The sequence below is a fragment of the Kitasatospora sp. NPDC002965 genome (assembly GCF_040611255.1).
Classification (GTDB): Bacteria; Actinomycetota; Actinomycetes; order Streptomycetales; family Streptomycetaceae; genus Kitasatospora.
In genome coordinates this window covers 54,612-80,843 of the sequence record NZ_JBEXNT010000006.1, presented here as the reverse complement: position 1 = coordinate 80,843, position 26,232 = coordinate 54,612, and the positions used below count along the sequence as shown (strand labels likewise).

The 26,232-nt window shown below is 74.0% G+C and carries 25 protein-coding genes; 11 read left to right on the top strand and 14 right to left on the bottom strand.

What is annotated here, in order from left to right:
• The 6 genes from cas5e to ABZY91_RS04580 form a co-directional block, all read right to left on the bottom strand.
• Positions 1-705, bottom strand: a complete 705-nt coding sequence (gene cas5e / locus ABZY91_RS04605) for a type I-E CRISPR-associated protein Cas5/CasD (RefSeq protein ID WP_355399691.1) — start codon at positions 703-705, stop codon at positions 1-3.
• Positions 702-1,910: a type I-E CRISPR-associated protein Cas7/Cse4/CasC gene (gene cas7e, locus ABZY91_RS04600; RefSeq protein WP_329879542.1), complete on the bottom strand. Its 1,209-nt coding sequence runs from the start codon at positions 1,908-1,910 to the stop codon at positions 702-704. The genes cas5e and cas7e overlap by 4 nt, the downstream gene beginning before the upstream one ends.
• Positions 1,907-2,617 carry a type I-E CRISPR-associated protein Cse2/CasB gene (gene casB / locus ABZY91_RS04595; RefSeq protein WP_355399689.1) on the bottom strand — a complete coding sequence of 237 codons (711 nt, stop codon included), beginning with the start codon at positions 2,615-2,617 and terminating at the stop codon, positions 1,907-1,909. Before casB ends, cas7e begins: the two co-directional genes overlap by 4 nt.
• Entirely contained in the window at positions 2,614-7,263 is a 4,650-nt protein-coding gene (gene casA / locus ABZY91_RS04590) for a type I-E CRISPR-associated protein Cse1/CasA (RefSeq protein ID WP_355399687.1), read from the bottom strand. Before casA ends, casB begins: the two co-directional genes overlap by 4 nt.
• 153 nt (positions 7,264-7,416) lie before the next feature.
• Positions 7,417-7,632 (bottom strand): hypothetical protein, encoded by a 216-nt coding sequence (locus ABZY91_RS04585; RefSeq protein ID WP_329879545.1) that lies wholly within the window; start codon positions 7,630-7,632, stop codon positions 7,417-7,419.
• A gap of 801 nt (positions 7,633-8,433) precedes the next feature.
• Entirely contained in the window at positions 8,434-9,684 is a 1,251-nt protein-coding gene (locus ABZY91_RS04580; RefSeq protein WP_355399685.1) for a glycosyltransferase, read from the bottom strand.
• A gap of 140 nt (positions 9,685-9,824) precedes the next feature.
• On the opposite strand from ABZY91_RS04580, the gene ABZY91_RS04575 reads away from it, so the two are divergent.
• The 3 genes from ABZY91_RS04575 (at position 9,825) to ABZY91_RS04565 (ending at position 11,094) form a co-directional block, all read left to right on the top strand.
• Positions 9,825-10,091 (top strand): GlsB/YeaQ/YmgE family stress response membrane protein, encoded by a 267-nt coding sequence (locus tag ABZY91_RS04575; protein ID WP_329950459.1) that lies wholly within the window; start codon positions 9,825-9,827, stop codon positions 10,089-10,091.
• A gap of 69 nt (positions 10,092-10,160) precedes the next feature.
• Positions 10,161-10,457 carry a barstar family protein gene (locus tag ABZY91_RS04570; protein ID WP_329880630.1) on the top strand — a complete coding sequence of 99 codons (297 nt, stop codon included), beginning with the start codon at positions 10,161-10,163 and terminating at the stop codon, positions 10,455-10,457.
• 229 nt (positions 10,458-10,686) lie between these two features.
• A complete protein-coding gene (locus ABZY91_RS04565; protein ID WP_355399682.1) occupies positions 10,687-11,094 on the top strand; it encodes a VOC family protein in 408 nt (135 codons plus the stop codon).
• Positions 11,095-11,147: 53 nt separating this feature from the next.
• On the opposite strand, the gene ABZY91_RS04560 is transcribed toward ABZY91_RS04565, so the two are convergent.
• The 3 genes from ABZY91_RS04560 to ABZY91_RS04550 form a co-directional block, all read right to left on the bottom strand.
• Positions 11,148-11,738 (bottom strand): TetR family transcriptional regulator, encoded by a 591-nt coding sequence (locus ABZY91_RS04560; protein WP_329880626.1) that lies wholly within the window; start codon positions 11,736-11,738, stop codon positions 11,148-11,150.
• 161 nt (positions 11,739-11,899) lie between these two features.
• Positions 11,900-12,916: an aldo/keto reductase gene (locus tag ABZY91_RS04555; RefSeq protein WP_355399680.1), complete on the bottom strand. Its 1,017-nt coding sequence runs from the start codon at positions 12,914-12,916 to the stop codon at positions 11,900-11,902.
• 748 nt (positions 12,917-13,664) lie between these two features.
• Entirely contained in the window at positions 13,665-13,790 is a 126-nt protein-coding gene (locus ABZY91_RS04550) for a hypothetical protein (protein WP_329880624.1), read from the bottom strand.
• 165 nt (positions 13,791-13,955) lie between these two features.
• Between ABZY91_RS04550 and ABZY91_RS04545 the strand changes: the two genes are divergently transcribed.
• The 6 genes from ABZY91_RS04545 (at position 13,956) to paaE (ending at position 19,882) form a co-directional block, all read left to right on the top strand.
• Positions 13,956-15,539 (top strand): M20/M25/M40 family metallo-hydrolase, encoded by a 1,584-nt coding sequence (locus ABZY91_RS04545; RefSeq protein ID WP_355399678.1) that lies wholly within the window; start codon positions 13,956-13,958, stop codon positions 15,537-15,539.
• A gap of 482 nt (positions 15,540-16,021) precedes the next feature.
• Positions 16,022-17,002 carry a 1,2-phenylacetyl-CoA epoxidase subunit PaaA gene (paaA, locus tag ABZY91_RS04540; protein WP_329880671.1) on the top strand — a complete coding sequence of 327 codons (981 nt, stop codon included), beginning with the start codon at positions 16,022-16,024 and terminating at the stop codon, positions 17,000-17,002.
• Positions 16,999-17,292, top strand: coding sequence for a 1,2-phenylacetyl-CoA epoxidase subunit PaaB (gene paaB / locus ABZY91_RS04535; RefSeq protein ID WP_030056311.1), 294 nt, complete (start codon positions 16,999-17,001; stop codon positions 17,290-17,292). Before paaA ends, paaB begins: the two co-directional genes overlap by 4 nt.
• A gap of 17 nt (positions 17,293-17,309) precedes the next feature.
• Positions 17,310-18,191, top strand: a complete 882-nt coding sequence (gene paaC, locus ABZY91_RS04530; RefSeq protein ID WP_329880620.1) for a 1,2-phenylacetyl-CoA epoxidase subunit PaaC — start codon at positions 17,310-17,312, stop codon at positions 18,189-18,191.
• The gene (paaD, locus tag ABZY91_RS04525; RefSeq protein ID WP_355399675.1) at positions 18,185-18,796 is read left to right on the top strand and encodes a 1,2-phenylacetyl-CoA epoxidase subunit PaaD; all 612 of its coding nucleotides are present in this window, start codon (positions 18,185-18,187) and stop codon (positions 18,794-18,796) included. Before paaC ends, paaD begins: the two co-directional genes overlap by 7 nt.
• Positions 18,797-19,882 (top strand): 1,2-phenylacetyl-CoA epoxidase subunit PaaE, encoded by a 1,086-nt coding sequence (gene paaE, locus ABZY91_RS04520; protein ID WP_355399673.1) that lies wholly within the window; start codon positions 18,797-18,799, stop codon positions 19,880-19,882.
• 81 nt (positions 19,883-19,963) lie between these two features.
• Here the strand turns inward: paaE and ABZY91_RS04515 are convergent, their stop codons facing one another.
• Both ABZY91_RS04515 and ABZY91_RS04510 read right to left on the bottom strand, forming a co-directional pair.
• Positions 19,964-21,097, bottom strand: coding sequence for an NAD(P)-binding domain-containing protein (locus tag ABZY91_RS04515; protein WP_355399671.1), 1,134 nt, complete (start codon positions 21,095-21,097; stop codon positions 19,964-19,966).
• A gap of 160 nt (positions 21,098-21,257) precedes the next feature.
• Positions 21,258-21,632 (bottom strand): YbjQ family protein, encoded by a 375-nt coding sequence (locus tag ABZY91_RS04510; RefSeq protein ID WP_329880614.1) that lies wholly within the window; start codon positions 21,630-21,632, stop codon positions 21,258-21,260.
• A 145-nt stretch (positions 21,633-21,777) separates the two neighbouring features.
• On the opposite strand from ABZY91_RS04510, the gene ABZY91_RS04505 reads away from it, so the two are divergent.
• A complete protein-coding gene (locus tag ABZY91_RS04505) occupies positions 21,778-22,707 on the top strand; it encodes a hypothetical protein (RefSeq protein WP_329880612.1) in 930 nt (309 codons plus the stop codon).
• A gap of 150 nt (positions 22,708-22,857) precedes the next feature.
• Positions 22,858-23,571 (top strand): aminoacyl-tRNA hydrolase, encoded by a 714-nt coding sequence (locus ABZY91_RS04500; RefSeq protein WP_355399669.1) that lies wholly within the window; start codon positions 22,858-22,860, stop codon positions 23,569-23,571.
• A gap of 132 nt (positions 23,572-23,703) precedes the next feature.
• On the opposite strand, the gene ABZY91_RS04495 is transcribed toward ABZY91_RS04500, so the two are convergent.
• The 3 genes from ABZY91_RS04495 to ABZY91_RS04485 form a co-directional block, all read right to left on the bottom strand.
• Complete coding sequence (locus ABZY91_RS04495; RefSeq protein WP_355399667.1) at positions 23,704-24,231, bottom strand: SRPBCC domain-containing protein; 528 nt, start codon at positions 24,229-24,231, stop codon at positions 23,704-23,706.
• 101 nt (positions 24,232-24,332) lie between these two features.
• Complete coding sequence (locus ABZY91_RS04490; RefSeq protein WP_355399665.1) at positions 24,333-25,136, bottom strand: ABC transporter permease; 804 nt, start codon at positions 25,134-25,136, stop codon at positions 24,333-24,335.
• A complete protein-coding gene (locus ABZY91_RS04485) occupies positions 25,133-26,062 on the bottom strand; it encodes an ATP-binding cassette domain-containing protein (RefSeq protein ID WP_355399663.1) in 930 nt (309 codons plus the stop codon). The genes ABZY91_RS04490 and ABZY91_RS04485 overlap by 4 nt, the downstream gene beginning before the upstream one ends.
• Positions 26,063-26,232 lie beyond the last annotated feature (170 nt).

The following is a 26,232-nucleotide window of genomic DNA, read 5'->3' as shown; positions in this document are numbered from 1 at the left end:
TCAGACCGGTTCCAGGGGGTTCAGGTGGGCCGTCGGATCGTGAGAGGGGCCGAGCGCCGGCACGTCCACCACGCAGGAGGTCACGCCGCGCATGGAGTACCGGCGGTGCCGGGGGTCGAAGCTCAGCGGCAGGTCGCGCATCAGGTCCGCCCGCGGCTGTTCTGCGGGTTCGGCGTCGGTCAGGACGGTCAGCGGCACGGTCGGCGACGGGTGTCGCGACCGGTGCCGGCGTGCCGCCTGCCAGGGTTCGCGTTCCAGCGCCTGCCGGAGCCCGACGCCGCGGCGGACACCGAGCTCGACCGGCCCGCTCGGCGGGCACGAACGACGGCCGAGGTAGGGCAGGAAGACGGGCGCGCGAAGTGCCGTCAGCAGTTCGCCGACCGTCGCGTCGTCGCCCTCGACGGCCGCGACGAAGACGGCGTCCGCCAGGTAGAACCGCTCGGACAGCGGCATCGCCTTCTCCGTGTCCCCGTGGTGGGCCGTCTGGAGGTCGCGGACCAGGGTGCCGGGTTGGTCGATTCGGACGCCGAACCGCAGGGCGGCGAGATCGGCAAGGTCGGCGGTTCGGTCCCGTCCCAGTGCGGCGGCGAGCAGTCCCACCACCCCGCTCTTGGTCGGCGCGGCCTCGGTGGTCCGCCGGGCAAACCGCGCGGACGCGCCCCAGGACTGGAGCGGCCCCGCCAACCGCAGCAGGAGCACGCTCATGCGTCCGGCCCCAGCCGGCCTGCCACCGCGGCGCCGACCGCCTCGACCAGCTCGCCGAGGCCCACCTCGGTGCCGAGCCCGGCGAGCGAGGCCGTCCGCTCGCCGACCCGCAGGACCCAGCTCTCCTCGGTTGCTGCGCCGAACGCCCGCTCCACCTCGGGTACGTACGCGGCCAACTGTGCGCAGGCGGCGGTGACGTGGCCGCCGGTGAGGCCGCCCCCGCCGGGGACCACTGCCTCCTCGAACGCCCCGGCGAAGCTGATCGGCCGGGCCGATCGGAGCTTGACGATCACCGCGTCCGGGAGCGTCTGGTTGGCGAAGGTGTTCATCTTGCCGCTGGGGATCGATGTCACGAAGGCCTCGACGAAGGCCTGGACCGCACGCCGGACCGGCTCGGTCGCGGGCTCGTCCGGGCGCATCGCGTCGCCGAGGTTGTGTCGCAGCCGGTCCACGTCCACGGCCGCATAGCGGTACAGCGTCGCCGAGTTGAAGTCGACGATGCCGATCATGCCGGCCCCCGGCTCGTCGTCGCCCCGCTGGTCGTCCACTGCCGTGAAGTAGTCGGACTCGTTCTCCACCGCGTGCACACTGATCGCGTGCGCCACCTGGGCGGCGGCGTCGACGTTGATGTCCGAGGCGTCGGCCACCATGCGGCCGAACAGGGCGATGTCCACCGAGTGCCGGGTGTTGGCGGCCTCCCGGGCCCGGGCTCGGTTCTCCTTGCTCTTGAGGAACTCCTTCACCCCGCCCGGGTCGTTCAGCCCCTCCAACGCCAGCTCGGCGAGCGCGTCGAGCTGGCGGGTGCTCAGGAACAGCAGGTACGCGGACTCCGGCGCCGGGTCCTCGGCGCCGGTCTTCGCCGCGAGGTCCTTCTTCCGCTTGGGTGGTTCGACCTTGGCGCCCGTCGCGGCGGTGATCGTGTCGGCGGCGGCCTGCCAGGCCTCCGGCTCCTTGACGTCGACTCCCCGGGCGATGATCCGGGCCGCAAGCAGCTCGGCGGCTTTCTTGGTGCGGACACCCAGCTCGGCGGGGTCCAGCAGACCGTCGAAGGCCCGGCGGGTCGCCCGCTTCCACGCCTGGCTGGACACCCGGGCCCGGCGTACCCCGCCGTACACCGCGGACTTCGGCGAGCCGGTGTCGTCCCGGTTGAGGTTGCTCGGCGGCACGGTCTGCAGGATGTGGACGTCCAGGATCGTACGGCTCACGATTGGTCCTTGTCGCTGTCGATGAGGTCGAGGTGGTGGTCGGGCGAGGGGCCGGTGGAGATCGGCTCGCCCGGTGCGGTGGCTCCGGGGGTGGCCACCTCGGCAGTTCGGGGTGGCCGGTAGGCGTGGAAGCCGCGCCCCCAGGACCGAGTCACCTCGGCCCGCCGCCCCGGTAGTTGCCACAGGTAGAGCTGGTCGGCGAGTACCCCGTAGTCGAGGGGGACGGCGGCCCGGTGCAGCAGCACCACGATCTCGCGCAGTCGTTGCGCGAGAACGTCGAAGACGGGCGCCGCGCCGACCCGGACGAACCGCTTCCGCAGTGGCTCGTCCACATCGTCGACCGGCATCAACTGCCTGACCGCAAAACCGAGTCCGGTCCCATCGAGGCGGTGCATCCCGCTGTTGCGGTGCGACTGCTGGTGGAGCGACCAGAGGGTCACGGCGGTGTGCATCGCGTTCTCCGCCGCGGTGTCGGTCGGCCGGACCCTTCCGTCCGGGTAGAGGAGCTCCAGGCCGGTGAGGCCCCAGAGCTCGGGCAGTGCATCCACCGGGCGTCCCGCGCCGCGGCGGATCTGTGCGACCCTGGCCACCGCCGCGGCCTCGTCGCGGTGATAGCCGTACTGGAGCCGGGCCAGGCAGCGGTGCGTCGCCTCGCCCGTCCGGCCGAGGCCGGTGCGGCGGGGCGGGGGGACGGGCACGGTGGTCATCGGTCCTCGCTCTCCGGAACGTGTTCGTGGTCGTCCTCACCGGGGCTGTCCGGCGTGGTCGACCAGATGGGTGCGGCCGGTGCATTCGGGGTCGTCGGCGCGCTCGGTGCACTCGGTGCGCCCGGGGACGGGAGGGCCCGGGCCAACGCGAACCCGAAACGCCGGTGGGCCAAGGCGTCGTTGAGCCAGACCCGGCCGCCGCCCCGACCCGCCACCACACGTCCCTCGCGAGCCGCCCACGGGGCGGTGTCCACCAGATCGGCGCCCAGGGCGGCGATGTGCTCCCGGGCCCGCCGGTGCCAGGCGTCGAGCGCGAGAGCCGGGTCGGTGTGTCCGCCGAGGTCCCGCAGCCAGAGCCGGAACGGGCCGTCGAGTGCGGCGTACCCGCGCTCGGCCGCAGCGGTCCTGGGGGCGTCGCCCTCGGAACCGGCGGCCTCGGCGAGGTCGGCGGCGAGGTTTCCGAGAGCCTGTACGGCCCTCTCCGCAGCCTCGACCGCGCTGACGGCCCGTTGTCCGTAGCGCGGATCCTCCTCGTGCAGCAGGATCACGGCCAGCGCGACGCCGTCGTCCACCAGCTCGTCGACGACCGACTGCTGAGTGCCGTACACCGCGCCGACCGTCCGGGCCCGGATCAGCAGGTCGCGCGTCAGCACCCGTTCGGTGGCCAGCCGGGCGACCCAGTCGAGCACCAGTGGACGCAGCGCGTCCGGAGGTTCGCCGTTCTGGACCTCGTCACGGTGGCTCCGAGCCTGCAGGAGGGCGGGAAGCCCGCGCCAGGCCGCACGCTCCGGCCGGTGCTGGCGCGGGAGGTACACCGGGGACCGGCCCAGCTTCTTCTCCTGCGGCCGGCTGCGCCGCCAGCCGGAGAGCGGTTCGCCGAAGCGCAGGTCGTGCCCCGGGAGCGGGTCGCCGTACGAGAGCACGACCCCGAGGACCGAACTCCCGTCGTGGTGCAGCCGGATCCTGCGGGACTGCCAGGTGTACAGGTCACGGGGGCCGGACGGGCGGACCGACGGGTCCGCCGCCCCGGGGTCCGGTTCCGGGCCGTACGGGCCGCGTCGCCACGACGGCCGGTCATCGGGGCGGAAACGCGCCCCGGGGGTGTCTGCGGCCACCAGGTTGAGCAACAGGGTCGTCCGCAGGTCGTTTCCCTCGGCCAGGACGCCCCCGAGGCCGCCCGCCCAACCGGTACCCAGCGGGTACACCTTGCCGTTCCTGCCCCGGCCGTCGCCCACGGCGGCCGACTTGATACCGGAAGTGTCGAAGGCGTGCGCGTGCACCAGCCAGCGCGCCGCCTCGGCGAAGGAGAGCCGCTCGGCGGAGGGCAGCCGCATGGTGAAGAAGGGCTCGCCGTTCGGCACATCCGCCACCAGCCGGTTGAGCGAAGCCACTTCGTCCTTCTCCGTGCGCAGCCCGGCGACCTGGAAGAACGGCTCACCGGGGTGCAACAGGTCGAACCGCTCGCGGTGCCGGTCGAGGTACGGTCCGACGGCGGCGAATGCCCCCGGGTCGTTCCAGAGATCCTCCCAGTCCTCCAGCTCCACGGGGCCGTCGACGGCGTCGTGCAGGATCGCCAGCAGCAGTCGCATCAGGGCGAACTCCTGCGTCGGTACGTCCCCGACCAGCCTGCGCATGCCGGCGGCTTCGGCGAACACTTCGCGCAGTGACAACTCGGCGGTCGTGCCGTCCAGCCGCTGGACCGGAAGCCAGGGTCGGGACACCAGGTCGAACGAGGGCACGCTTCTCACCAATCTCACGTCGCGGGCCCCGGCCGGGTGCACCGCGAGACCGTCGTTCGCGTTGTATTCCACGTCGTATCCGGCCAGTTGGGTGCGGCCCTGCTCGTCCAGCAGGAGCACCAGCTCGCCGTCGAGCTGTGGACACTCCTTCACCTGCCAGGCCGGGACGTAGAGGCCCTCCAGCTCCCGGATCGCCCGGTCGATCACCCAAGGCTTGGAAAAGTGGTAGGGCAGCCGCAGGCTGCTCGCCGAAAGCGCCTGCGCGGCCTGCCAGGTGGGGACGGTCTCGGTCGGGAGCGGCAGATCGCCCCGGCCCCGGTCCAGCCAGGGGAGCGTGGTGAGGCGGCCGTCCGCGCGGCGCATCGCCACCATCACCTCCAGGCTCTCCTCGCCGTCCCTGACCTGTGCCCGGCCCGGACGCTGGTCGTCCGCGTCCCCGACCCCGGCGTCGAGCCAGCCCACCAGCGAGCGGCCCGGCCGGCGTACCCCGTCCAGCCGGAAGACCTCGGCACGGGCCGTCTGCCGAGCGTCCGCGAGTCGCTGCTCCTCGGCGGCTTCGGCCATTGCTCCGGCCCAGTCGGGCGGGCCGACCGGGCCAACGCCGTAGGCACGCTGGACCGCCGGGCCGATGTCGTCCGGCAGCGTGAGTGGCGCGGCGCCCTCCAGGTGCGGCAGCAGCACGGCGGCCGAGCGGAGCAGGTGGTGCCGCCCGTAGACGGCTGTCGAGCCCTTCACCGGACGCGGCTGTGGCTGCGCCGCCCAGTCGACCCCGGTGACCAGGCAGCGGGCCGTACGCAGCCGGACAGGCCGCCTGTCCTGCCCCTCGCCGCGCCGGTGGCGGTGCAGACGGCCCATGCGCTGGAGCATCAGGTCCACCGGGCACAAGTCGGTCACCAGGAGGTCGAAGTCGACATCGAGCGACTGCTCGGCCACCTGGCTGGCGACGACGAGGTGAGGTCCGGCCGGGCGGTCGCCGTCCGGGCCGAACCGGGCGAGCAGGCTGGCGTCCTTACGGGCCCTGTCGAGGTCGACGAAGCGGGAGTGGGCCACGGTGACGGCCTCGTCGCCGAACCGCTCGCGCAGCCGTTCGGCCGTCTCGACTACCCGGTCCACGGTGTTGCGGACGACCAGTGCGCAGCCGCCGTCGGAGAGTTCGAGCGCCAAGCGGTCGGTGAGGACGGTGAGGTCGTCGTCGAGGCGCTCCAGCCGGACGGCCGTGCGGCGGGCGCCGTCGGCGGTCGGCGTGCGGATGAGCGGCGGGTGGCCGGGGGAGACGGCGGTGAGCAGCGGGTAGCCGGTCGCCTCTGCTTCCCGTTCCGGCCCGGGGGGAACGTCCTCCTCCCCGCAGTACGCCCGCACGAGGGCGCGCCGCGTGGCGGCGGGAAGTGTGGCCGACAGCATGACCACCGGCACCTGATAGGCCCCGAGCCAGGAGAGCACCCGTTCCAGGTAGGTGTTCATGTAGGCGTCGTTCGCGTGGACCTCGTCGATCACGACGACCTTGCCGGCCAGAGCGAGGTGACGCAGTGCGAGATGGCGGTTCTTGAGGCCTGCGAGCAGCACCTGGTCGATCGTGCCGACGGCGAACGACGCCAGCAGGCCCTTCTTCCGGCCGCGCAACCACTGGTGGGCGATCAGCCCGGCGTTCTTGCGCCGTACGCGGTGGCCGGTGCTGGGCGGGCCGTCCGGGTCCACGGCCCGGATCCGGTGCCGGTCGGCGGCCATCATGCCCGCGTACTCGTCGTTCAGTGCTGCCTTCGCGTGCGCGAGGAACACCGCCCGCTGCCCGTCGGTGGGCAGGTGGCCCAACCAGGCGGTGAGCCGCGCGAACATCGCGTCGGCGGTCGCCCGGGTGGGTAGCGCCACGTAGCAGCCGCCCGCACCGGTGCGGGCGGCGAAGACCTCGGCGGCGGCCAGGGCGGCCTCCGTCTTGCCCTCGCCCATCGGCGCCTCGATCACCAGCAGCCCCGATCCGGGCAGCTCGCGCGCCAGCCGGACGGCCTCCACCTGTACGGGGCGCGGCTCCGCGCCGGAGGGGAGGTCGAACCGCGACTTGATCAACGCGCGTGCGTCGGAGGGGAGGTCACCCGCCTGCCAGGAGGGCGGCAAGCGCAACCCGGCCCAAGCCGACGCGATGCGATCCTCCTCGGAGCGGGGCGAGTCCTCGGGGAAGTAGGGGAAGAGGTCCGGGTTGCTGGCGATCCAGTCGGCCATGATGACCACGCCGGTGAGGAGAATCTGGACCGGCTGGGGAAGCTTCGCGGTCTTGGCTCGGGCGATGGCCCCGCCCGCGTCCAATAGCTCCGTGCACGCGTCCAGGATCTCGAACTGCACGTCGTGCCAGAGCCCTTCGCTCTCGCCCGGCGTACGGAGCAGGTCTTCTCGCAGGTCGAGGTCGTGCACCTGTGAATGTCCGGGAGGCGCTCCGTGATGTCCGCCGGCGACCACCGCCCACTGCCCGGCGGCCCGATGAGGCCAGCTGTGCCGGTCCACGAGCCATTCCTGGATGATGAGTTGGCCGGCGAGTCCGTGCGGAGCGAGCCGACGGTCGGTGCCGTACTGCTTCTCGTCGCACATGGAGAGGCCGAACTGCCGCATCTTCTCGGCAAGTTGTGGGACCTGACAGGCGAAGGCCGGGGTTGCCTTTCCGATGTCGTGCGTGGCCGCCAGCCATACCGTGAGGGTGCGAGCCCGGTCCTCGCCGGGCCCGAGCGCTTCGGTGATCAACTTCCTTACGTTCTGCGGCAGCCAGTTGTCCCAGAGGAGTGCCGCCACCGCGCTGCTGTCCGCGAGGTGGCGCCAGAGCGGCAGCCACGCCTCGGTGTCGCGGTCGTGCTTGGCCCAGACCGAACGGGCGGCAGCCGACAACCGCCCGCTGAGATCCGGACCGGCCAGTGGTCCAGTCACGCGGCGATTCAACACGGACAGTGCTCCCGGGTGCGAGGAGAAGAACGGTATTGAAGGGATCTGTTCGGATGCGGTCGCAAATCCGGTCGCATTCGATCGCCTGCGCCGGGCGCGCACCGCGTTCGGTGCGCGCCCGGCGCTACCGGCGCGGCCTCAGCGCCTGGGCCGCTTCGGCGCCGCGGATCCGGTCGGCCGCCGCAGAGCGACTGTGGCGATCAGGACGACCACCAGCACGGCGATGACGGCGCGGACGCCGCTGTCGGCGGCGGACGAGGAGCCCGCTCCAGCCGTCACGCACGCGGTGAGCAGTGCGGCTGCCTGCACCAGACCCTGGTTGTCCAGGGGGCGCTTTGCCGTTCGAGTTACCATGAACGAACTCCTTTCACGGAGGGTAGGCCGGGCCCGAGTTCTTGCAGGAGCAGCGGGCCCGGCCATCGTCGTCTTGTGATGAGTGAAGGTGCCCGGATGTATGGGCATTGCATGAAAGTGACGTGACGTCAGTCGACTCTCGGGGCGAGCGTACGCATGAGAGAGCTCCAACACCAACTCCGCTTTATTTCCGTTGGGTTGGACCCCCTGGGAGCTTTCTGGCAGCAGCCAGCAAGCTGACTACACTGTTGGATCACACGGCTCGGTCGCCCTTGCGACGTCTTCTTCGAGGCTGGGCGAGGCCGGCGATCTGGGCGGAGCGCCAAAGGGGCCCGACAACCCCCGCATGGGCGGGGAGCACTACGGCGCGGCAGCCGGCAAGCCGACGACGCTGGGGCCATCCCCCGCAGGCCCGGGGGAGCAGTGATCGTTGTGCGTCGCATCGCACTCGCGGTGCGCGGGGAGCATGCTACCGCCGAGCCCAGCCACCCCGGGCTCAAAGGCATAAGGCAGGATCCCCTGGGCGCTTGCACCCAGGGCAACAAGGAAACATCCCCGAAGGTGCGGGGAGCAGAGCTTCGTGAGGTCGGCGCCGACGAGACCGCCGGAACATCCCCGCAGGCGCGGGGAGCAGTCCTTGAGCCAGCCGCCCATGCCGGAGATGCCGGGAACATCCCCGCAGGCGCGGGGAGCAGAGTTCGGGAGCTGGGGGGTTGTCAGGGGTGGTGGGTGGTTCGAGCAACTTGCTGGGGTTCGGTCGTTCGCGGCGAGTTGGGCCGTCGGCGGGATCCGGCCGTCAGGTTACCGGGAGTGGGAGTCGGTGAGGCGGTCGATGGCGGTGAGGACCTTGGCGGTGCCGTCCTCGGCGGTGAGGGCGGTGGCGAGGGCCCGGGCGCAGTTGCGGTGGTGGGGGGTGTCGAGGGTCCGGCGGATCGCGGTGGCGAGGCGGGCGGCGGTGAGCTGGGGGAGGGGGACGGGGCCGGGGCTGGTGCCGAGGCGGGTGAGGCGGGTGGACCAGAACGGGGCGTCGAGCTGGGCCGGGACGGGGACGGTCGGTGTGCCGGCGCGGAGGGTGGCGGCGGTGGTGCCGGCGCCCGCGTGGTGGACGGTGGCGGCCACGCGGGGGAAGAGCCAGTCGTGCGGGGTGTCGCCGATGGTGAGGACGTCGTCGCTGTCGGCGGTGACGAGGCCGCTCCAGCCGGACTGCAGGACGGCGCGGACCCGGGCGGCGCGCAGTGCGGCGAGGACCGTCCGGGTGAGGTGTTCGGGGTCGGGCACGACCAGGCTGCCGAAGCCCACGTAGACGGGCGGAGGCCCGGCGGCGAGGAAGTCGAGGAGCCGCTGCGGAGGTTGCCAGCCGGGATCGGTGTGCGGCCACCAGTACCCGGCGACGGCGAGCCCGGGGCGCCAGTCGGCGGGCCGCGGGACGACGACCGGCGAGAAGCCGTGCAGGACCGAGTGGGAGCTCCTCGCGTGCGCCACGCTCCGCTGGGGAAGGCCGAGTTGGCGGCGGAGGCCGCGTACGGCCGGGGCGAAGAGGTGGTCGACGGCGGCCTGGACCGCGTGTCCGGCGAGCAGGTTGCCGGCCGCGCCGAGCGACCGGGTCCCGGTGACCACCGGGGCGAACTCCCTGGTCGGGGCCATGGGTTGGAGCTGGAGTGTCAGGGTGGGGATCCCGGCCGCCTCGGCGACCACCTGGCCGAGGGCGGCCGTGGTGCCGGTGGTGAGCAGCAGGTCCGCGCCGGCCGAGGTGGCCGCCGCGATGGCGTCGCCGAGCCCCGGCATGAACGACCGTGCAAGGCGCGTGAGGTGGACGATGCCGAGCGGGCCGGTGCCGGTCCGGAGGAGGTTCTGCCCCCGTTCGGAGGCGAGTTCGGCGCGCGGGTCGACGGGCAGCGGCCAGAACTCCAGGCCGGCGGACCGGACCGTGTCCGCGAAGGTGGTGTGGGTGGCGACGGCGACTTGGTGGCCGGCCGCGTGCAGCCGCGCTCCGAGCCCGGTGAAGGGGGCGACGTCGCCGCGTGAGCCGGCGGTGGCGATCAGGATGCGCATGGCGGAAGTATCCCGGTGGTGCCGGGCGGTGCGGCCGGTGCCACGCCCGGCGCACCGGAACCACGGGGGCGCACGGCGGCGTCCCTCCTGGCAGGACGGCCGGCGCGGGCCGCCGAGCCGACATGAGGGCGGGAGGACGCATGAGCTTCGTTGCATGGATCGTGCTGGGCCTGGTGGCCGGAGCCCTGGCCAAGCTGTTGCTGCCGGGGCGGGACCCGGGGGGCCTGGTGGTGACCACCCTGATCGGCGTCGCCGGCTCGTTCGTCGGCGGCTGGATCTCCGCACGCTTCCTGGACCGGCCGGTGACGACGCAGTTCTTCGACCTGGCGACCTGGGCGTCGGCGATCGGCGGCGCGCTGGTGCTGCTGCTCCTCTACCGGATCTTCTTCGGGCACTCCAGGGACTGACCGCCGGGTGCCTCCCGGGCCGGCCGCCGGGTCCGCCCGGGTCCGCCCGGGTCGGGCTACCCTGCTGTGATGACGCACAGCGAGTTGATCGTCAACCTGCGGGGCCGGCCGATCGACTCCCTCGACGATTTCTGGGACGCGGTCGCCGGTCCGTGCGGCCTGCCGGTGTGGTTCGGCCGGAACCTGGACGCCTGGGCGGACACCATCGACACCCGGGGCATCTCCGAGGTGATCGACGACCACGACCTCCTGACCGTCCACGTCGACCGGCAGGGCCTCTTCGCTGGCGGCCGACGCGAGGCCCGGGCCCTGGGTGCCACCTTCGACGGGGAGCGGAACCGGCTCGTCGTGCATGCACGGGACTGACCGGGCCGACCCGCTCGACCCGGCGGTGGCGGACCGCCGCCCCGACGGCTCCGGGCCCTCCGGCTCGGGGCCCCGCTGTCCGGGCCCTCGTACCCTGCTGCCATGACCCCGGAAGACCCGCGCGACGGGCCGGGCGACGGGCCGGGTGTTGGACCGGGCGACGGTCCGGCCTACGGATCGAGCAGGATTCGAGAAGCGGGTGACCCGGCTGCCGCCTAGCGTGACTCGCATGGACATCGCACTGAAGTACTGCAACATCACCGTCAACGACCTGAACGACTCGCTCGCCTTCTACCGCGACGCGCTCGGTCTTGAGGTGCGGAACGACGTCGCCTCGGGCGACTTCCGCTGGGTCACCCTCGGCAGTGCCGCCCAGCCGGGCCTGGAGATCGTGCTCTCGGAGCCGCACGCCGGCCGCTCCCAGGCGGACGGCGACGCCCTTCAGGCGCTGCTGACGAAGGGCGCGCTGCCGATGTTCGTCTTCCGCACCGACGACCTCGACGCCACCTTCGAGAAGGTCCGGGCCTTCGGGGCCGAGGTCCTCCAGGAGCCCGTCGACCAGGCCTGGGGCCCGCGCGACTGCGCGTTCCGCGACCCCTCGGGCAACACGGTGCGGATCACGCAGTCGGAGAAGTAGCGGCGCCCGGGGCTGCCCCGGGCGGTCGACGGGCGCCCGGGCGCCCGCTGTCGTCAGGGCTTGGCCGCCAGGCCGCCGAGGACGAGCCCCCAGAGCGCCTCGAACCGTTCCTGGGCCGCCGGGTCGGACCACTCGCCCGCGTACGCCGGGTCGTGGAAGTGCGCGGTCGCCTCGAACACCGCGCGCGCGGTCGAACCGGTCCCGGAGTCCCGGAACTCCCCGGCCTCGACGCCGTCCCGGACGATCTGGCCGATCTGGCGGATCAGCGTCTCCACGTGGGCCTCGACGGTGCTGCTGTTCTCGCCGACCAGGGTCATGTAGGTGGCGAAGAGCTGAGGGTCGTCGAGCGCCTTCTTCCTCTTGGCGGCGAACAGCGTCACCAGCCAGCGGTGCAGGCGCTCGGAGGCCGGGCCCGCTTCGGCGGCGACGGACTGCAGGTCGTGGTGGGCCTGGTCCAGCCACCGCTGGGTGACGGCCTCGCGCAGCGCCGCCTTGCTCGGGAAGAACCGGTAGACGCTGCCGTGGCTCACCCCGAGGGTGCGGGCCACGTCCACGACGGTGGCCTTCGCCGGGCCGAAGCGCCTGAGGGCGTCCTCCGTCGCGCTCAGGATCTGCTCGGCGGTGAGTGCGCTGTCCGTGGCCACGGGGGCGGTACGTCCTTACGGGTGGTGCGTCCGCCCGCGGGGTGGCGGGCGGACGTCGGGCTGACGGGGGTGTCCGACCCGTACCGGCGGGCGGTGCGAGTACGGACGGCCCTTCTCCGGCAGCGTACTGCGGTCGCGGCGGACGCCTGTGCCCCCGCGGTTCAGTGCTCGCTGTCGAGATGGGCCATCTGGGCGGCAGCGTACCTGTCCCCGGCGGCAGACCCGGCGGGGACCGCCGCCTCGATCGCCGCGAGATCGGCCTCGGTGAGGGTCACGTCCAGGGAGCCGAGCGCCTCGGTGAGTCGGTCCCGGCGGCGGGCACCGACCAGGGGGACGACGTCCTCGCCGCGGGAGGCCACCCACGCGATCGCGACCTGCGCGACACTGGCGCCCCGCTCGGCGGCCACGGCGCGCAGCGCCTCGACGAGCCGGAGGTTGTGGGTCAGGTTGTCGCCCTGGAAGCGCGGGCTGTGGCCGCGGAAGTCGGTGCCGGACAGCGCGCGGTCGTTCTGCCAGTGGCCGCTGAGCAGGCCGCGCGACAGGACTCCGTACGCGGTGACGCCGATGCCCAGCTCGCGGGCGGTGGGCAGGATCTCGGCCTCGACGGAGCGCGAGATCAGCGAGTACTCGATCTGAAGGTCGCTGATCGGGTGGACGGCGGCGGCGCGGCGCAGGGTGTCGGCGCCGACCTCGGACAGGCCGATGTGGCGGACGTAGCCGGCCTTGACCAGGTCGGCGATCGCGCCGACGGTCTCCTCGACCGGCACGGCCGGGTCGAGCCGGGCCGGGCGGTAGACGTCGATGTGGTCGGTGCGCAGGCGGCGCAGGGTGTAGGCGAGGGCGGTCTTGGTGGCGGCGGGGCGGGCGTCGTAGCCGAGCCACTGGCCGTCCGGGCCGCGCTGGGCGCCGAACTTCACGCTGATCCGGACCTCCTCGCGGTCACGGCCGCGCAGCGCCTCGTGGATCAGCAGTTCGTTGTGGCCCATGCCGTAGAAGTCGCCGGTGTCGAGCAGGGTGATGCCGGCGTCGAGCGCGGCGTGGATGGTGGCGATGCTCTCGGCCTCGTCGGCCGGGCCGTAGAGGTCGGACATGCCCATGCAGCCGAGGCCGAGGGCGGAGGTGGTGGGTCCGGTGGCGCCGAGCGTGCGGCGGGGGATCGGGTGGGCGGTGGCGGACATGCGCAACTCCTGGCGGGGTGGGGGAGGGGGCGGGCCGAAGGGAGGGTGGCCCGGTTCGACTGTGGCACGAGTGGTGACAGAATTCAAAATCTGTCATCTGTTATTTGTCAATCGGCGGCTCGATCCATCATCGAGCGGATGTCGCCGCCCTGCTCGGCGCCGCACCGGCGCCTTCCGTCGGGACGCTCCGCCGACAGCTCCGTCGGCACATGGGCGGGGTGGCACACGAACGGGCGGTGTTGGGGGCCTGTGCGGAAGCGGGGGCCGGCCCGGAGCTGATCCACCGTCATGGAATCGAGGCCGAGGGTGCCCGGGCCGGTCGGTGGGCGGGGCGACCCTCCCGCCTCCGTCCTGATCCCCCGCCCGGTTCGTTCGGTCCCCGACCGGCCGACCGGCCGACCGGCCGACCGGTTCCGCTCCGGGGGATTCGGCACGGTTCACCCTGGTTCGTTCCGTCCTGATCCGTTCGTACCGGGCGTTCCCGACCACCGTCGGCCAGTACTGTCGGCCGAGTCGGTGTCACCCATCTGGCCTGGAAAAGACGAGCCTTGGCGTCTTGCGCTGCCGAACCCCGGCGTCGGGTCCATGGTGGAGGTGGGCGCGATCCGGCGACCGCGTCCGTGCGTCGAGTCAGGCCCGCACGCCGTGCGCCGACTGTCGTTCCGCGGTCGGACGTTCGGGGTGGGGCCCCGTCCCGGCACTCTGGGAGCAGGGCCACCTCGCAGGAAACCGAACGGTTCTTCTAGGCTCACATCTCGGCTTCTCTGTGGTGGTGCAGGTGTCTGCGCCCGCCGTGGTCGATGCCGATGTCCACCGGGGGCCCCGGGACGACCGGGGCCGCCGGATCGAGCGAGGAGGACGAAATGCCAAGCATGCCGCCCAGCCGTTCCAGCGCACTTGGACCGGACGGACCGTTCCGACGGGCCGCCGTTCCCACCGGTCCTGCCGGTTCCGCCGGTCAGGTCGGGGCCGGGCAGCCCGGCCGGCCGGGCCGTCCGGACCGGCCGCTGTATACCGGCGGCGGCCGGGGAGGCGAGCGTTGAGTCCTCAAGCCGTCCGGCCGTCCGCCGCACCGACCGCCACCACGGTCACCGCCGACCCGACCGGCGCGACCGATCCGACCGACAAGATCAGTACGACCGGCAAGGCCGGCAAGACCAGTACGACCGGCCCGACCGGCCCGGTCGGTGAAACCGCCACGACCGGTGCGGCCGTAGCCGCCACGACCGTTGCCGCCACCTCCACCGACACGGTCGTCGACACAGCCGTCACCACGGCCGAGCCGACCAGGACCGCCGCCGCACCCGGCGTGACCGGGCCCGGTACCGCCGTCAACGCCCGAACCGCCCTCGCTCCGGCCACCCCCGCACCCGCCGCCGCACCACCCCCCGCAGCGGCCCCCCACACTCCGGCCGTTCCCGAAGGCGAGGGCCAGACCGGTCCCACCGCCGCGCTTCCCGGTCTGCCCCAGGCCCTCACCACCCGGGCCCGGACGCTGGCCGGCGCCGTCCGCCGCCGCTGCGCCGACCTCGCACGGATCGAGTCCCCCAGCGGCGACGCGCCCCGACTCGACGCCCTCGCCGAGGAGTTGGCCGCGGGCTTCCGGGCCACCGGTGCGACCTTCCGGCGCGAACCCGGCCCGGCAGGCGATCACCTGGTGTTCCAGTGGGAGGGGCGGGACGAGGCGCTGCCGCACCTCCTGGTCGTCGGACACCACGACACCGTCTGGCCCGTCGGCACCCTCGCCGACTGGCCGGTCACCGAGCAGGACGGTGTCCTCAGCGGGCCGGGCGTGGTCGACATGAAGGGCGGACTCGCCGCCCTGGAGGGCGCGTTCGCGCTGCTCGCCGACCTCGGCCAGCAGCCGCACCGCACCGTCCGCCTGGTCGTCGTCTCCGACGAGGAGGTCGGCAGTCCGGACGGCCGCCGCGTCGTCGAACGTCAACTGCGCGGCGCGGCCGCCGTGCTGGGTCTCGAACCGCCGCACCCGGACGGTCGGCTCAAGACCGCCCGCCGCGGCTCGACCCGGGTGCGGCTCACCGTCACCGGGCGCGAGGCGCATGCCGGGAACGACGCCGCCGAGGGCGTCTCGGCGGTGGACGAACTGGTCGACCAGCTGGTCGCGGTACGGGGCCTCGTCAACCAGCCCGGCACGGAGCTCAACGCGGGCCGGATCAGCGGCGGCAGTCGTGCCAATGTGGTGGCCGGCCGGGCCGAGGCCGAGCTCGGCCTGCGGTTCTCCACCACCGAGGCACAGCGCGGCACGCTGGACGGTCTCGCCCGGCTGACCGCACTCCGGGCCGGGGCGAAGGTGCGGACGGAGGTGCTGTCCAGCCGTCCCGCGTGGCCGGAACGGTCCGGCAATCCGCTGCTGCGTCACGTCCGTTCGCTCGCGGCGGTGCTCGGCCAGCAGTTGGACGGCGGTCCGGCGGGCGGGGCGGGTGACACCAACCTGCCGGGCTCCCGAGGGCTGCCGACGCTGGACGGGTTCGGCGCGGTCGGCGGAGGAGCCCACGCGCGGCACGAGCACATCCGGATCGACCAGCTGGCGCCGCGGATCGCGTTGCTGGCGGCGCTCCTCGCCGTGCCGCTGCCGCGCCTGCGCGACCGCTCGGAGGGCTGAGCGTCACCCCCCGCGGTGCGGCGACGGCCGTACCGCGGGGGGTGACGGCCGAGCTGACAGCAGCCGGTAGAGGGCCGAGGGCCGGTGGCCGAGGTCGGCGGTCGGCGGATTCCAGGATCCGCCGGTCGCCGGTCGCCGGTCGCCGGCCGCCCGGAGCGCCCGCCGGCCGTCACCTGCCGTGACGGCCCGTTTCCGCTTCCGCCGTGCCGTGCCGTCGATGTCCCTTGTCATGCTGCCGTCTCACCGCGCACAATGGTACCGACCGAACGGTCAGTCGGTTGCTCGGTCGGTGGTCGAGGCAGGTCGTCGACGCACCGGGGCAGCGGTACACGGACAGGAGAGAGGGGACCGCGGTGACAGCAGAGGTGGCCGAGCCGGTCCCCGAGCACGCCCGGCAGTCGCACGGCACGAGCCCGGCGGACGCGGCGGGCCGGGCCCACGGAACCGGCGGGCCCGGCCCGGAGCGGCAGACGCCGGAGGAGCTGTTCGAAGCGGTCATCGCGGCCGAGCAGCGGATCGAGCCCCGGGACTGGATGCCCGACGCCTACCGGGCCACCCTGATCCGCCAGATCGCGCAGCACGCGCACTCCGAGATCATCGGCATGCAGCCCGAGGGCAACTGGCTCACCCGGGCGCCGTCCCTGCGCCGCAAGGCGATCCTGCTCGCCAAGGCCCAGGACGAGGCCGGTCACGGCCTCTACCTCTACGCCGCCGCCGAGACGCTCGGGGTGGACCGCGCCGAGCTGACCGAGAAGCTGATCTCCGGCCGCCAGAAGTACTCGTCGATCTTCAACTACCCGACCCTGACCTTCGCCGACGTCGGGGTGATCGGCTGGCTGGTCGACGGCGCCGCGATCTGCAACCAGGTCCCGCTCTGCCGTTGCAGCTACGGCCCGTACGCCCGCGCGATGGTCCGGATCTGCAAGGAGGAGTCGTTCCACCAGCGTCAGGGCTACGAACTGCTCATGACGCTGATGCGCGGCACCGAGGCGCAGCGCCGGATGGTCCAGGACGCGGTCGACCGCTGGTGGTGGCCGTCGCTGATGATGTTCGGCCCGTCGGACGCCGACTCGCCGAACACCGCCCGTTCGATGGCCTGGCGGATCAAGCGGCACACCAACGACGAGCTGCGGCAGCGCTTCGTCGACATGACCGTCCCGCAGGCCGAGCACCTCGGGGTCACCCTGCCCGACTCCCGCCTGAGCTGGAACGAGGACCGCGGCAGCTGGGACTTCGGCGAGCCGGACTGGTCCGAGCTGACCCGGGTCATCCACGGCCAGGGCCCGTGCAACGCCCAGCGGACGGAGCGCCGCCGGGCCGCCCACGAGGACGGCGCGTGGGTCCGCGAGGCGGCCGTCGCCTACGCGGCGAAGCGTCGCGCGGAGGCCCGCCACCCGGCGGAGCCGCAGCAGGCGGAGCGGCCTGCGGAGTCGCAGCAAGCGGAAGAGGAGAACGGGAAGTGACCGAGTCCAAGGCCGGCTGGCCGCTCTACGAGGTGTTCGTCCGCCCCCGGCGCGGCCTGAACCACGTCCACGTCGGCTCGCTGCACGCCGCCGACGACCGGATGGCCCTGCTCGCGGCCCGTGACCTCTACACGCGCCGCAACGAAGGCGTCAGTCTCTGGGTGGTCCGCTCCGACGCGATCACCGCCTCCACCCCGGACGAGCGCGACCCCTTCTTCGAGCCCAGCGGCGACAAGGTCTACCGCCACCCGACCTTCTACGACATCCCCGAGGATGTCCCGCACATCTGACCGGGAGCAGCCGAACCATGACCGACGACCACGTGTACCTGAGCCTCGCCGAGGCGTCCCCCGAGCCCGAGGGCGAGGGCCGCTGGGCGTACGGGACGGGCTTCGCCGACCCGCTGCTCGGGGTGGACACCACCGTGCCGCCCGGGCTGGACGGCACCGACCTGGCCGCCTACTGCCTGATGCTCGGCGACGACGCGCTCGTCCTCTCCCAACGGCTGATCGAGTGGTGCACCCGGGCCCCGGAGCTGGAGGAGGAGGTCGCGCTCGCCAACCTCGGCCTCGACCTCCTCGGCCAGGCCCGCCAGCTGCTCACCCGGGCCGGGCAGGCCGACGGGTCCGGGCGCACCGAGGACGACCTGGCGTACTGGCGGGAGGAGCGCGACTTCCGCAACGTCCGCCTGGTCGAGGCGCCGAACGGGGACTTCGCGTTCTCGATCGCCCGGCTGCTGCTCTTCTCCACGGCGCGCGGCGCGCTGTACGAGGCGCTGGCCGGGCACGCGGACCCGGTGCTGGCGGCGGTCGCCGCGCGGGGCGTGAAGGAGCTCGCCTACCACCGCGAGTACGCGACGGCCTGGACGCTGCGGCTCGGCGACGGGACGCCGTACTCGGCCGGGCGGATGCAGGCCGGGGTGGACGCGGTCTGGCCGCTGCTGGAGGAACTGTTCACGGCGCATCCGGTCGAGCTGCGGGTCGGTACGGACCCGGCGACGCTGCGCGAGCCGGTGCTGGCCTCGCTGGCGGGCGTGCTCGCGGAGGCCGGGCTGGCCGTGCCGGACGTCCCCGGGCTGGCGGCGGTCGGCGGCCGGGCCGGCCGGGACGGGGTGCACACCGAGGCGCTGGGCCTGCTGCTGGCCGAGCTCCAGGTGCTGGCCCGGGCACACCCGGGGGCGACGTGGTGACCGCGGCCGGAACGGTCGCCCGAGGCAGGGCGTGGGAGGTCGCGTCGGGGGTGCCCGATCCGGAGCTGCCCATGCTGACCCTCGCCGACCTGGGCGTGCTGTCCGAGGTCGAAGTGGAGGGCGGCGCCGTGACGGCGTGGCTCACCCCGACGTACTCGGGCTGCCCCGCCGTCGCCGAGATGGCCGCGGACGTGGACCGGCGGCTGCGCGCGGCCGGGTACGCGGACGTCCGGGTCCGGCTGCGGCTCGACCCGCCCTGGTCGACCGACCTGATCACCGCCGAGGGGCGCCGCAAGCTCGTCGAGGCGGGTATCGCCCCGCCCCGTGCGGGCGCCGCGGCCTCCGGCGGCGGCCCGGGGCCGGGTCTGCTGAGCCTCGGTCCGACCCGGCGCGCGGACCGGTCGGACGCGCCGGACACGGGGACGGGCGCCGGCGCGCGGCCCGCTGCCGTGCGCGGGCACGTCGCCCCCGCGGCCCCCGTCGTCTGCCCGCTCTGCGGCTGCGCCGACACCGAGGAGCTGTCCCGGTTCGGCTCCACCGCCTGCAAGGCGCTGTGGCGCTGCCGCAACTGCCGTGAGCCCTTCGAACGTGTCAAGGAGATCTGAATGGCCGCCGTCCTGCCCGCCCGCCGCCCCACCTTCCACCTGCTGCGGGTCGCAGCGGTGGAGCGGCTCTGCGAGGACGCCGTCGCGGTGACCTTCGCGGTGCCGGACGGGCTCGCGGACGCGTTCGCGTTCCGGCCGGGGCAGACGCTGACGCTGCGCCGGGTGGTGGACGGTGTCGACGAGCGCCGCTCGTACTCGATCTGCGCCCCCGCCGGCGGTCCGCTGCGGATCGCCGTCCGGGAGGTGCCCGGCGGGCTGTTCTCCCGCTGGCTGGTGCGCGACGCGGGCCCGGGGGAGGAGGTCGAGGTGCTGACGCCGTCCGGTCTCTTCAGCCCCGACCTCGCCGAACCCGCCGAGCACGTGCTGCTGGCGGCCGGCTCCGGCATCACGCCGATGCTCTCCATCGCCGCCTCCGTCCTGGCCGCCGACCGCACCTCGACCGTCACCCTCCTCTACGGCAACCGGCGCAGCGACACCGTGATGTTCTCCGACGAGCTGGCCGACCTGAAGGACCGCTACCTCGGCCGGCTCCAGCTGGTGCACGTGCTCTCCCGGGAGACCCGGGACGCCGAACTGCTCAGCGGCCGGCTCGACCCCGAACGGGTCGGGGCCCTGCTCAAGGCGCTGGTCGACGTGGAGGCCGTCGGCCACTGGTGGCTCTGCGGGCCGTTCGGGATGGTCGCGGGGGCGAAGGAACTGCTGGCCGGGCTGGGCGTGCCGGCCGCGCGGGTGCACCAGGAGCTCTTCCACGCCGAGGACGAGCCGATCGCCGAGCGCGTGCAGGACGGCCCGGGCCCGGACGAAGGGGAACGCAGCGAGGTCACCGTCGTCCTCGACGGGCGCGGCAGCACGCTCGCCCTGCCGCGCGACCGGTCGATCCTGGACGGTGCGCAGCGCTCCCGCCCGGACCTGCCGTTCGCCTGCAAGGGCGGGGTCTGCGGCACCTGCCGCGCCCTGGTCACCGAGGGCGAGGTGAAGATGCGGCGCAACTTCGCCCTGGAGGAGAAGGAACTGGCGGCCGGCTACGTCCTCACTTGCCAGGCCCGACCGGTCACCGACCGGGTGACGGTCGACTACGACCGCTGAGCGGCTCGACCGCTGAGCAGCTCGGCCCGGTGCGCTGCGAGGAACCCGGCCGGCGGGGCGGGCTCACGGCCGGGCGGCCGCTCAGCCGACGACCGCGGCATCGGCCCCGGCCGGGTCGCCGAGCAGCGTGACGATCTCGTTGACCGCCGCCCGGCCGGCCCGGTTGGCGCCGATCGTGCTGGCGGACGGGCCGTAGCCGACCAGGTGGACCCGCGGGTCGGCGGTGGCGCGGGTGCCGGTGAGGGCGATGCCGCCCCCGGGGGAGCGCAGGCCCAGGCCGGCGAGGTGGCCGACCTCGGGCCGGAAGCCGGTCGCCCACACGATCGCGTCGACGGCGAGTTCCTCGTCGCCCCAGGCCACCCCGCGCTCGGTGAGGCGGTCGAACATCGGGCGGCGGTGCAGCGCGCCCAGCTCCTCGGCACGGCGGTAGGCGACCGACGGGCCGAGCCCGGTCACGCTCACCACGCTGCGCACCGGCAGACCCCGGCGGACCCGTTCCTCGACCTTGGCCACCACCTCGCGGCCGTACTCGGAGGTGAACGGTCCCTCGTGGTAGACGGGCGGGGTCCGGGTGACCCAGACCGTCTCGCCGACGGCCGCCACCTCCGAGAGCACCTGGATCGCCGACGCCCCGCCGCCGACCACCAGCACCCGTCGGCCGGCGAACTCCTCCGGCCCCCGGTAGTCGGCGTAGTGGAGCCGGCGTCCGGCGAAGTGCCCCGGGTAGTGCGGGAGGAACGGGCGGGTCCACGTCCCGGTGGCGTTGATGAGGGCCCGCGTCGACCAGGTGCCGGTGTCGGTCTCGACGAGCAGCCGGGCGTGCGGGCTCGGGGACTCCGCCCGCACGGCCCGAACGGTCACCGGGCGCACCACCGGGAGCGCGTGCTTCGCCTCGTACGCCGCGAAGTACCCCGGTACGACCTCGCGGGCGGGCGCCTCCGGGTCCGGCTCGGGGAGCTCGAAGTCGGGCAGGTCGTGGAAGCCGTGCACGGTGGCCATCCGCAGCGACGGGGAGCGGTGGGCCCAGGCCCCGCCGGGGGCCGCGTCGGCGTCGAGGACGACGAACCCGCCCTCCTGACCGGTGCCGGTCGGGGAGGGGGCGAAGCCGCGGCGGCGCAGGTGGTAGGCGGCTGACAGACCGGCCTGGCCCGCGCCCACCACCAGGACGTCGACGTGTCGTACCTCGCCCGGGTTGGTTGCACCGTAAACAGTCACGCCGGTGAAACATCGGTGGGGCGGCTCGTGTTCCCGCCGCCCGCGGCCTGTCGCCCGAGGCCCGCCGCCTGCCCGCCCGCCGCCTGCCCGCCCTGGTGGCGGGCCTCGGCCCCGAGGGCCGCCACCGGGCCGGCGTCCCGGCGCAGGAACCGTCCGCCGCCTACGGCACGGCGGGGGAGATCACCACCGCCGTGCCGTAGGCGCAGACCTCGGTGCCCACGTCCGCGGCCTCGGTGACGTCGAAGCGGAACATCAGCACCGCGTTCCCGCCCCGTGCCTTGGTCTGCTCGACCAGCCGCGCCATCGCCTCGTTGCGGCTCTCCACCAGGGTCTTCGTCAGACCCCGCAGCTCGCCGCCGACCAGCGACTTCAGCGAGGCGCCGATCTGGCTGCCGATGTGCCGGCTGCGCACGGTCAGGCCGAAGACCTCGCCGATCACGTGGTCGACCCGGAAGCCGGGGATGTCGTTGGTGGTCACTACCAGGACCTGGGCGTCCGGGTGCTGCCCGCCGCCGTACTCGTCGATGTTTGCCATGGGCTCATCCTGTGGGCGGGCGGCCCTCCCGGCACAGAGGCGCGCGGCCCGGACTCGCCGCGGGGCGGCCCGGTGACGGCGAGAACGCGTAGGGTAGCCGGAACAGACCGGTGATCGGAGGCCCGAAAGGCCGTACCGTAGCCCCATGGGCGAGCGAAGCGATCATCCACAGGGGCCGGGCGCGGCGGAGGACTCCGGCGCGCAGGAGATCGAGGCGACGGTGGTGCTGGGTCTGCGGATCAGCGACTGGCCCGCGCTGCGGGCTGCGGCGATCGCGGCCGTGGAGGAACTGGACTTCGAGGGCATCGATCCGGCCGGGCAGCGCCGTGAGCTGCTGCGCGAGGTGGCCGAGGACGCCAACGCGGCGCTCGGCGCGCTGTTGCACCCGGACCGGCTGGTGGCGGCGATCCCGGGCGTCGAGGCACTCGGGGGGACGCTGGAGATCAGCGTCACCGAGGACTTCGCACCGGACTTCGCCGAGCTGTTCCCGCTGGACGGCGACGAGGAGGACGGCGGCTCGTCCGGCGACTGGACGCTGACGCCGCGTACGGCCTGCCTGCTGCACGCCCAGCTGATCGGCCTGGCCGACGCCGCGTACGACGACTTCGACGAGCACGAGGACGAGCCGGTCGTCGACGGCGAGGAGACGGACTGGACGGTCTTCAGCCGGCTGCCGCAGCGCACCTGGCGGTTGCACCGGGCCTGGCGCCGCACGATGGCCCGGGCCTTCGACGACCTCGCCGACGATCTCGCGCTCGGCGAGTGGCCGCTGCCGCGGTGCCTGGCCGAGGAGATCGCGCTGCGGCTGGCCCTGGTCGACGCCCGGACCCTGCTCGGTGCGCAGCCCGAGTCGGTCGCCGACATGATGGGCGACCTCCCGGCCGACCTGTACGACTACGACTGGGACGGCTGCCACGACGAGCTGTTCGGGGTCTACGGGCCGGACGACGGCGACGCGGAGCTGAACGCGGAGCAGCGGGCCGAGCTGCTGCTCGCGGCCACCCACCCCGAGGGCTGGTTCCTGACGTACGAGGACGCGGAGGAGCGCGACCCGCAGCGCGGCTTCCGGCGCTGACGGGCGGCGGCACGGCGCCGACAGGCGCCGGTCGGGCTTCCGGCTCCGGCGGCCCCGAGCCGCGGCGACCGGCCCCGAGCGGTGCCGACCGGTGTGCCGCGGCGGGCACCGCGGTGATCTCGGGGCCGCGGGGGCTGGCATGCTGGACCGGTGACTTCTCCGTTCGACGCCCCCGTCCCCGACCCGACGCCCGAGGACCGCGATGCCCGGCCGCAGTACGTGCTGCCGCTGGTCGTCCGGCTGGAGCGGACCGCGCCGCCCGGCCGGACCGATGCCCTGGAGACCTCGGCGCGGGCCGTGCTGACGCTGCTGACCGACCGCCGGGTGACCGAGCCGGACGGCGAGTGGACGGAGCTGGTCGAGGCGTGGGAGGACGCGCGGATCCGCAAGGTGGTCCGGCGGGCGCGGGGCGGCGAGTGGAACCGGGCGGGCGAGCTGCCGGGGATCACGGTGGCCGGGCGGGAGGCGGAGGTGCGGGTGTTCCCGCCGGTTCCGCTCGACGGCTGGCCCAAGGAGCTCGCCAAGCTCCAGGTGTCCGGCACCGAACTGGAGGAGAGCGGCCCGGTCGACGCCCCGGCGCCCGGGGTGCCGGTGCTCTGGCTGAATCCTGAGGTGGAGATGAGCGCCGGCAAGACGATGGCCCAGACCGGACACGCCGCCCAGCTCGCCTGGTGGCGGTTGGACGACGCGCAGCGCAAGGAGTGGGCCGAGTCCGGCTTCGCGCTCGCCGTCCGGACGGCCGGGCCCGAGGCCTGGGCGGAGCTGGTGGCGAGCGGTCTGCCGCTGGTGCAGGACGCGGGCTTCACGGAGATCGCTCCGGGGAGCAGCACCGTCGTCGCGGACCACCCGGCACTGCGGGGCTGAGCTTGCGGCCGGTTCCGCCTCGACCGGAGCCGGCCCGTGCGGTGCGGGCTCGTGCGGTGCGGGTCGGCCTGAGACGACGACCGGCCGAATTGCGGCAGCTGACGGACGACAGGTGCCACATCCTGTCGTCCGTCAGCTGTTTTCCGTCATTCGAGGTCGCCGGGCGGTGATCCGCTCCGTGTGGCAGGCCAGCTCGGTCAGTTTCCACGTCCAGTCCGTCCCGTCCTGCTCGCACCGGGTCCGGGTGTCGGCGGTGAGCGGGGCGAGCGCGGTGAACCCGCTCTCCACCATGCGCAGCCGGGTGTGGTTGCCCGGTTCCCGGGTCAGGGTGAACTCGACCAGGGTCGATCCGCCTGCCGCCGCCCCCGTTCCGGCCTCCTCGCCGGCCGCGGACGCGGCCACAGCCGCCCCCGTTCCGGCCGTGCCCGGCGACCAGCGGAAGGAGAAGCGGCCCGGTCCCTCCACCCGTTCGATCCTGGCCGGCAGCCTGCCGCGCGGCCCGTGGTCGAGGACCATCCGCCCGCCGGGCCTGAGGTCGATCTCGGCGGGTGCGTCGGCGCCGAACCAGGCGCCCAGGAACTCCGCCTGGGTGAGCACTTCCCAGACCCGTTCGCGCGGTGCGGCGATGACGATCTCGCGTTCGATGCTGCCGGTGACCATGCCGTGAACCTCCCCGATCCGTTGCCCGAGGATCGCACGCCCCCGCCGCTACGTGCAACTCCAGGGTTGCACGTGGCGGCGGAGGGTGGGGCGGGCCCGGGTCAGACCTCGTACCGGCGGAGGGTCCGCAGGCCGCCGTACGCGGCGGCGGCGGCCCAGCCGGCCATGATCAGCAGGCCGGTCCAGTGCCCGTACGCGACCTGCGGGTCGTCGACGTAGAGCAGCGCGTACTGGCCCGCGCGGTCCGGGAGGAACTGCACGGCGTGACGGACGACCGGCACGCCGGACAGCAGCGGGCTGAGCAGGAAGACCGTCGGCACCAGCAGGCCCATCGCCGCGGTGAGGTTGCGCAGCACGGTGGTCAGGCCGAGGCAGAACACGACCAGCAGCGCCGGATAGAGCACCCCGGCGGTGGCGCTGCGGACCAGTCCGGGGCCGTCCCAGCCGGCGGGCACGAAGGCGGCGTAGCCGGCGAGGGAGCCGGCGCTCCCGAGCAGTCCGGCGCCGAGGCCGACGGCCGCGCCGAGGGCGAGTTTGGCGGCGTAGAGGCGGCCTCGGCGCGGGACGGCGGTGAGCGAGACGCCGATCATGCGGGTGTGGAACTCCTGCCCGACCAGCAGCACCCCGAAGCAGACCAGGGCGGCCTGACCGAAGTTGAGGCCGTAGTGGATGCCCACCCCGGGGTCGTCGGCGAGGCCGGCGTCCTTCTCGCCGAGCGTCGCGGCGACGGCGGCGCCGAGGCCGACGGTGAGTGCGACGGCGACGAGCGGGGTGATCCAGAGCGGGCGCAGGGTGGTGAGCTTGATCCACTCGCCGCGGAGCGCGGCTCGGAGCGTGGCAGTCGGCGGCGTGGCAGTCGGCGGCGCGGTGGTCGGCGGCGCGGTGGGGGTGGCGAGGGCGCTCATGCCGCCACCGCCCGGTACTCGACGCTGTCGGCGGTCATGCGCATGAAGGCCTCCTCCAGGGAATCCTGTTGAACCGCGATCTCGTACAGCACCACGCCGGCGGCGGCGGCGAAGGCGGCGATCTGCTCGGGCGCCGCGCCCCTGACCTCCCAGGCGCCGCCGTCCGCCGGTTCGGCGGTGGCGCCGGCGAGACGGGCGCCGAGGCCGGAGCCGCCCAGCAGGGCGTCCAGCTTCGCCGGGTCGACCGCGCGCACCCGGATCCGGGTGCGGCCGTGGCGGTCGATGAACTCCGAGGTCGCGGAGTCCGCCAGCAGCCTGCCCCGGCCGACCACCACCAGGTGGTCGGCGGTCAGCGCCATCTCGGTCATCAGGTGCGAGGAGACCAGCACCGCGCGGCCCTCGGCGGCCAGGCCCCGCAGCAGGGTGCGGATCCACCGGATGCCCTCCGGGTCGAGGCCGTTCACCGGCTCGTCGAGCATCAGCACCGGCGGGTCGCCGAGCAGGGCGGCGGCCACGCCGAGGCGCTGGCGCATGCCGAGCGAGAAGCCCCGGATCCGCCGGCCGGCCGCGTCGGCGAGGCCGACCTGGGCGAGCACCTCGTCGACCCGGCGGTCCGGCAGGGCGTTGCCGGCGGCCAGCCAGCGCAGGTGGCCGCGCGCCGTGCGGCCACCGTGCAGGGCGTGGGCGTCGAGCAGCGCGCCGACCTGCCGCAGCGGAGCGTCCAGTTCGGCGTACGGGCGGCCGTTCACCAGGGCCCGGCCGGCGGTCGGCCGGGCCAGACCGAGAACCAGCCGCATGGTGGTGCTCTTGCCCGCTCCGTTGGGCCCGAGGAACCCGGTCACCACCCCGGGCCGGACCTCGAAGTCGAGGTCGTCCACCACGCGTGCCCCGGCGTACTCCTTGGTGAGGCCCTCAACCTTGATCACGTCTGCCCTTCCCCTCTCCACCGCTCGTCGCGGACCGTCGGCGGCTCCGCTTCCGACGGGCCGCCGCTCCGACGTCTCCATGGGACCGCGGCGGACCCGGGTGGCGGATCCCGCCCGGGAGGGGATGCTTCTCCCTCCCGAGAGGGAGGCCACCCGCGGCGCTGACCTGG

Coding starts and splice junctions, on each gene's coding strand:
- ABZY91_RS04490 (WP_355399665.1), bottom strand. CDS start 25,136: ATGAGCGCCCTCGCCACCCCCACCGCGCCGCCGACCACCGCGCCGCCG.
- ABZY91_RS04505 (WP_329880612.1), top strand. CDS start 21,778: ATGGGCGAGCGAAGCGATCATCCACAGGGGCCGGGCGCGGCGGAGGAC.
- ABZY91_RS04570 (WP_329880630.1), top strand. CDS start 10,161: ATGACGCACAGCGAGTTGATCGTCAACCTGCGGGGCCGGCCGATCGAC.
- ABZY91_RS04555 (WP_355399680.1), bottom strand. CDS start 12,916: ATGTCCGCCACCGCCCACCCGATCCCCCGCCGCACGCTCGGCGCCACC.
- ABZY91_RS04510 (WP_329880614.1), bottom strand. CDS start 21,632: ATGGCAAACATCGACGAGTACGGCGGCGGGCAGCACCCGGACGCCCAG.
- casB (WP_355399689.1), bottom strand. CDS start 2,617: ATGACCACCGTGCCCGTCCCCCCGCCCCGCCGCACCGGCCTCGGCCGG.
- cas5e (WP_355399691.1), bottom strand. CDS start 705: ATGAGCGTGCTCCTGCTGCGGTTGGCGGGGCCGCTCCAGTCCTGGGGC.
- ABZY91_RS04565 (WP_355399682.1), top strand. CDS start 10,687: ATGGACATCGCACTGAAGTACTGCAACATCACCGTCAACGACCTGAAC.
- ABZY91_RS04580 (WP_355399685.1), bottom strand. CDS start 9,684: ATGCGCATCCTGATCGCCACCGCCGGCTCACGCGGCGACGTCGCCCCC.
- ABZY91_RS04585 (WP_329879545.1), bottom strand. CDS start 7,632: ATGGTAACTCGAACGGCAAAGCGCCCCCTGGACAACCAGGGTCTGGTG.
- ABZY91_RS04550 (WP_329880624.1), bottom strand. CDS start 13,790: ATGCTTGGCATTTCGTCCTCCTCGCTCGATCCGGCGGCCCCGGTCGTC.
- paaE (WP_355399673.1), top strand. CDS start 18,797: ATGGCCGCCGTCCTGCCCGCCCGCCGCCCCACCTTCCACCTGCTGCGG.
- ABZY91_RS04575 (WP_329950459.1), top strand. CDS start 9,825: ATGAGCTTCGTTGCATGGATCGTGCTGGGCCTGGTGGCCGGAGCCCTG.
- paaC (WP_329880620.1), top strand. CDS start 17,310: ATGACCGACGACCACGTGTACCTGAGCCTCGCCGAGGCGTCCCCCGAG.
- ABZY91_RS04495 (WP_355399667.1), bottom strand. CDS start 24,231: ATGGTCACCGGCAGCATCGAACGCGAGATCGTCATCGCCGCACCGCGC.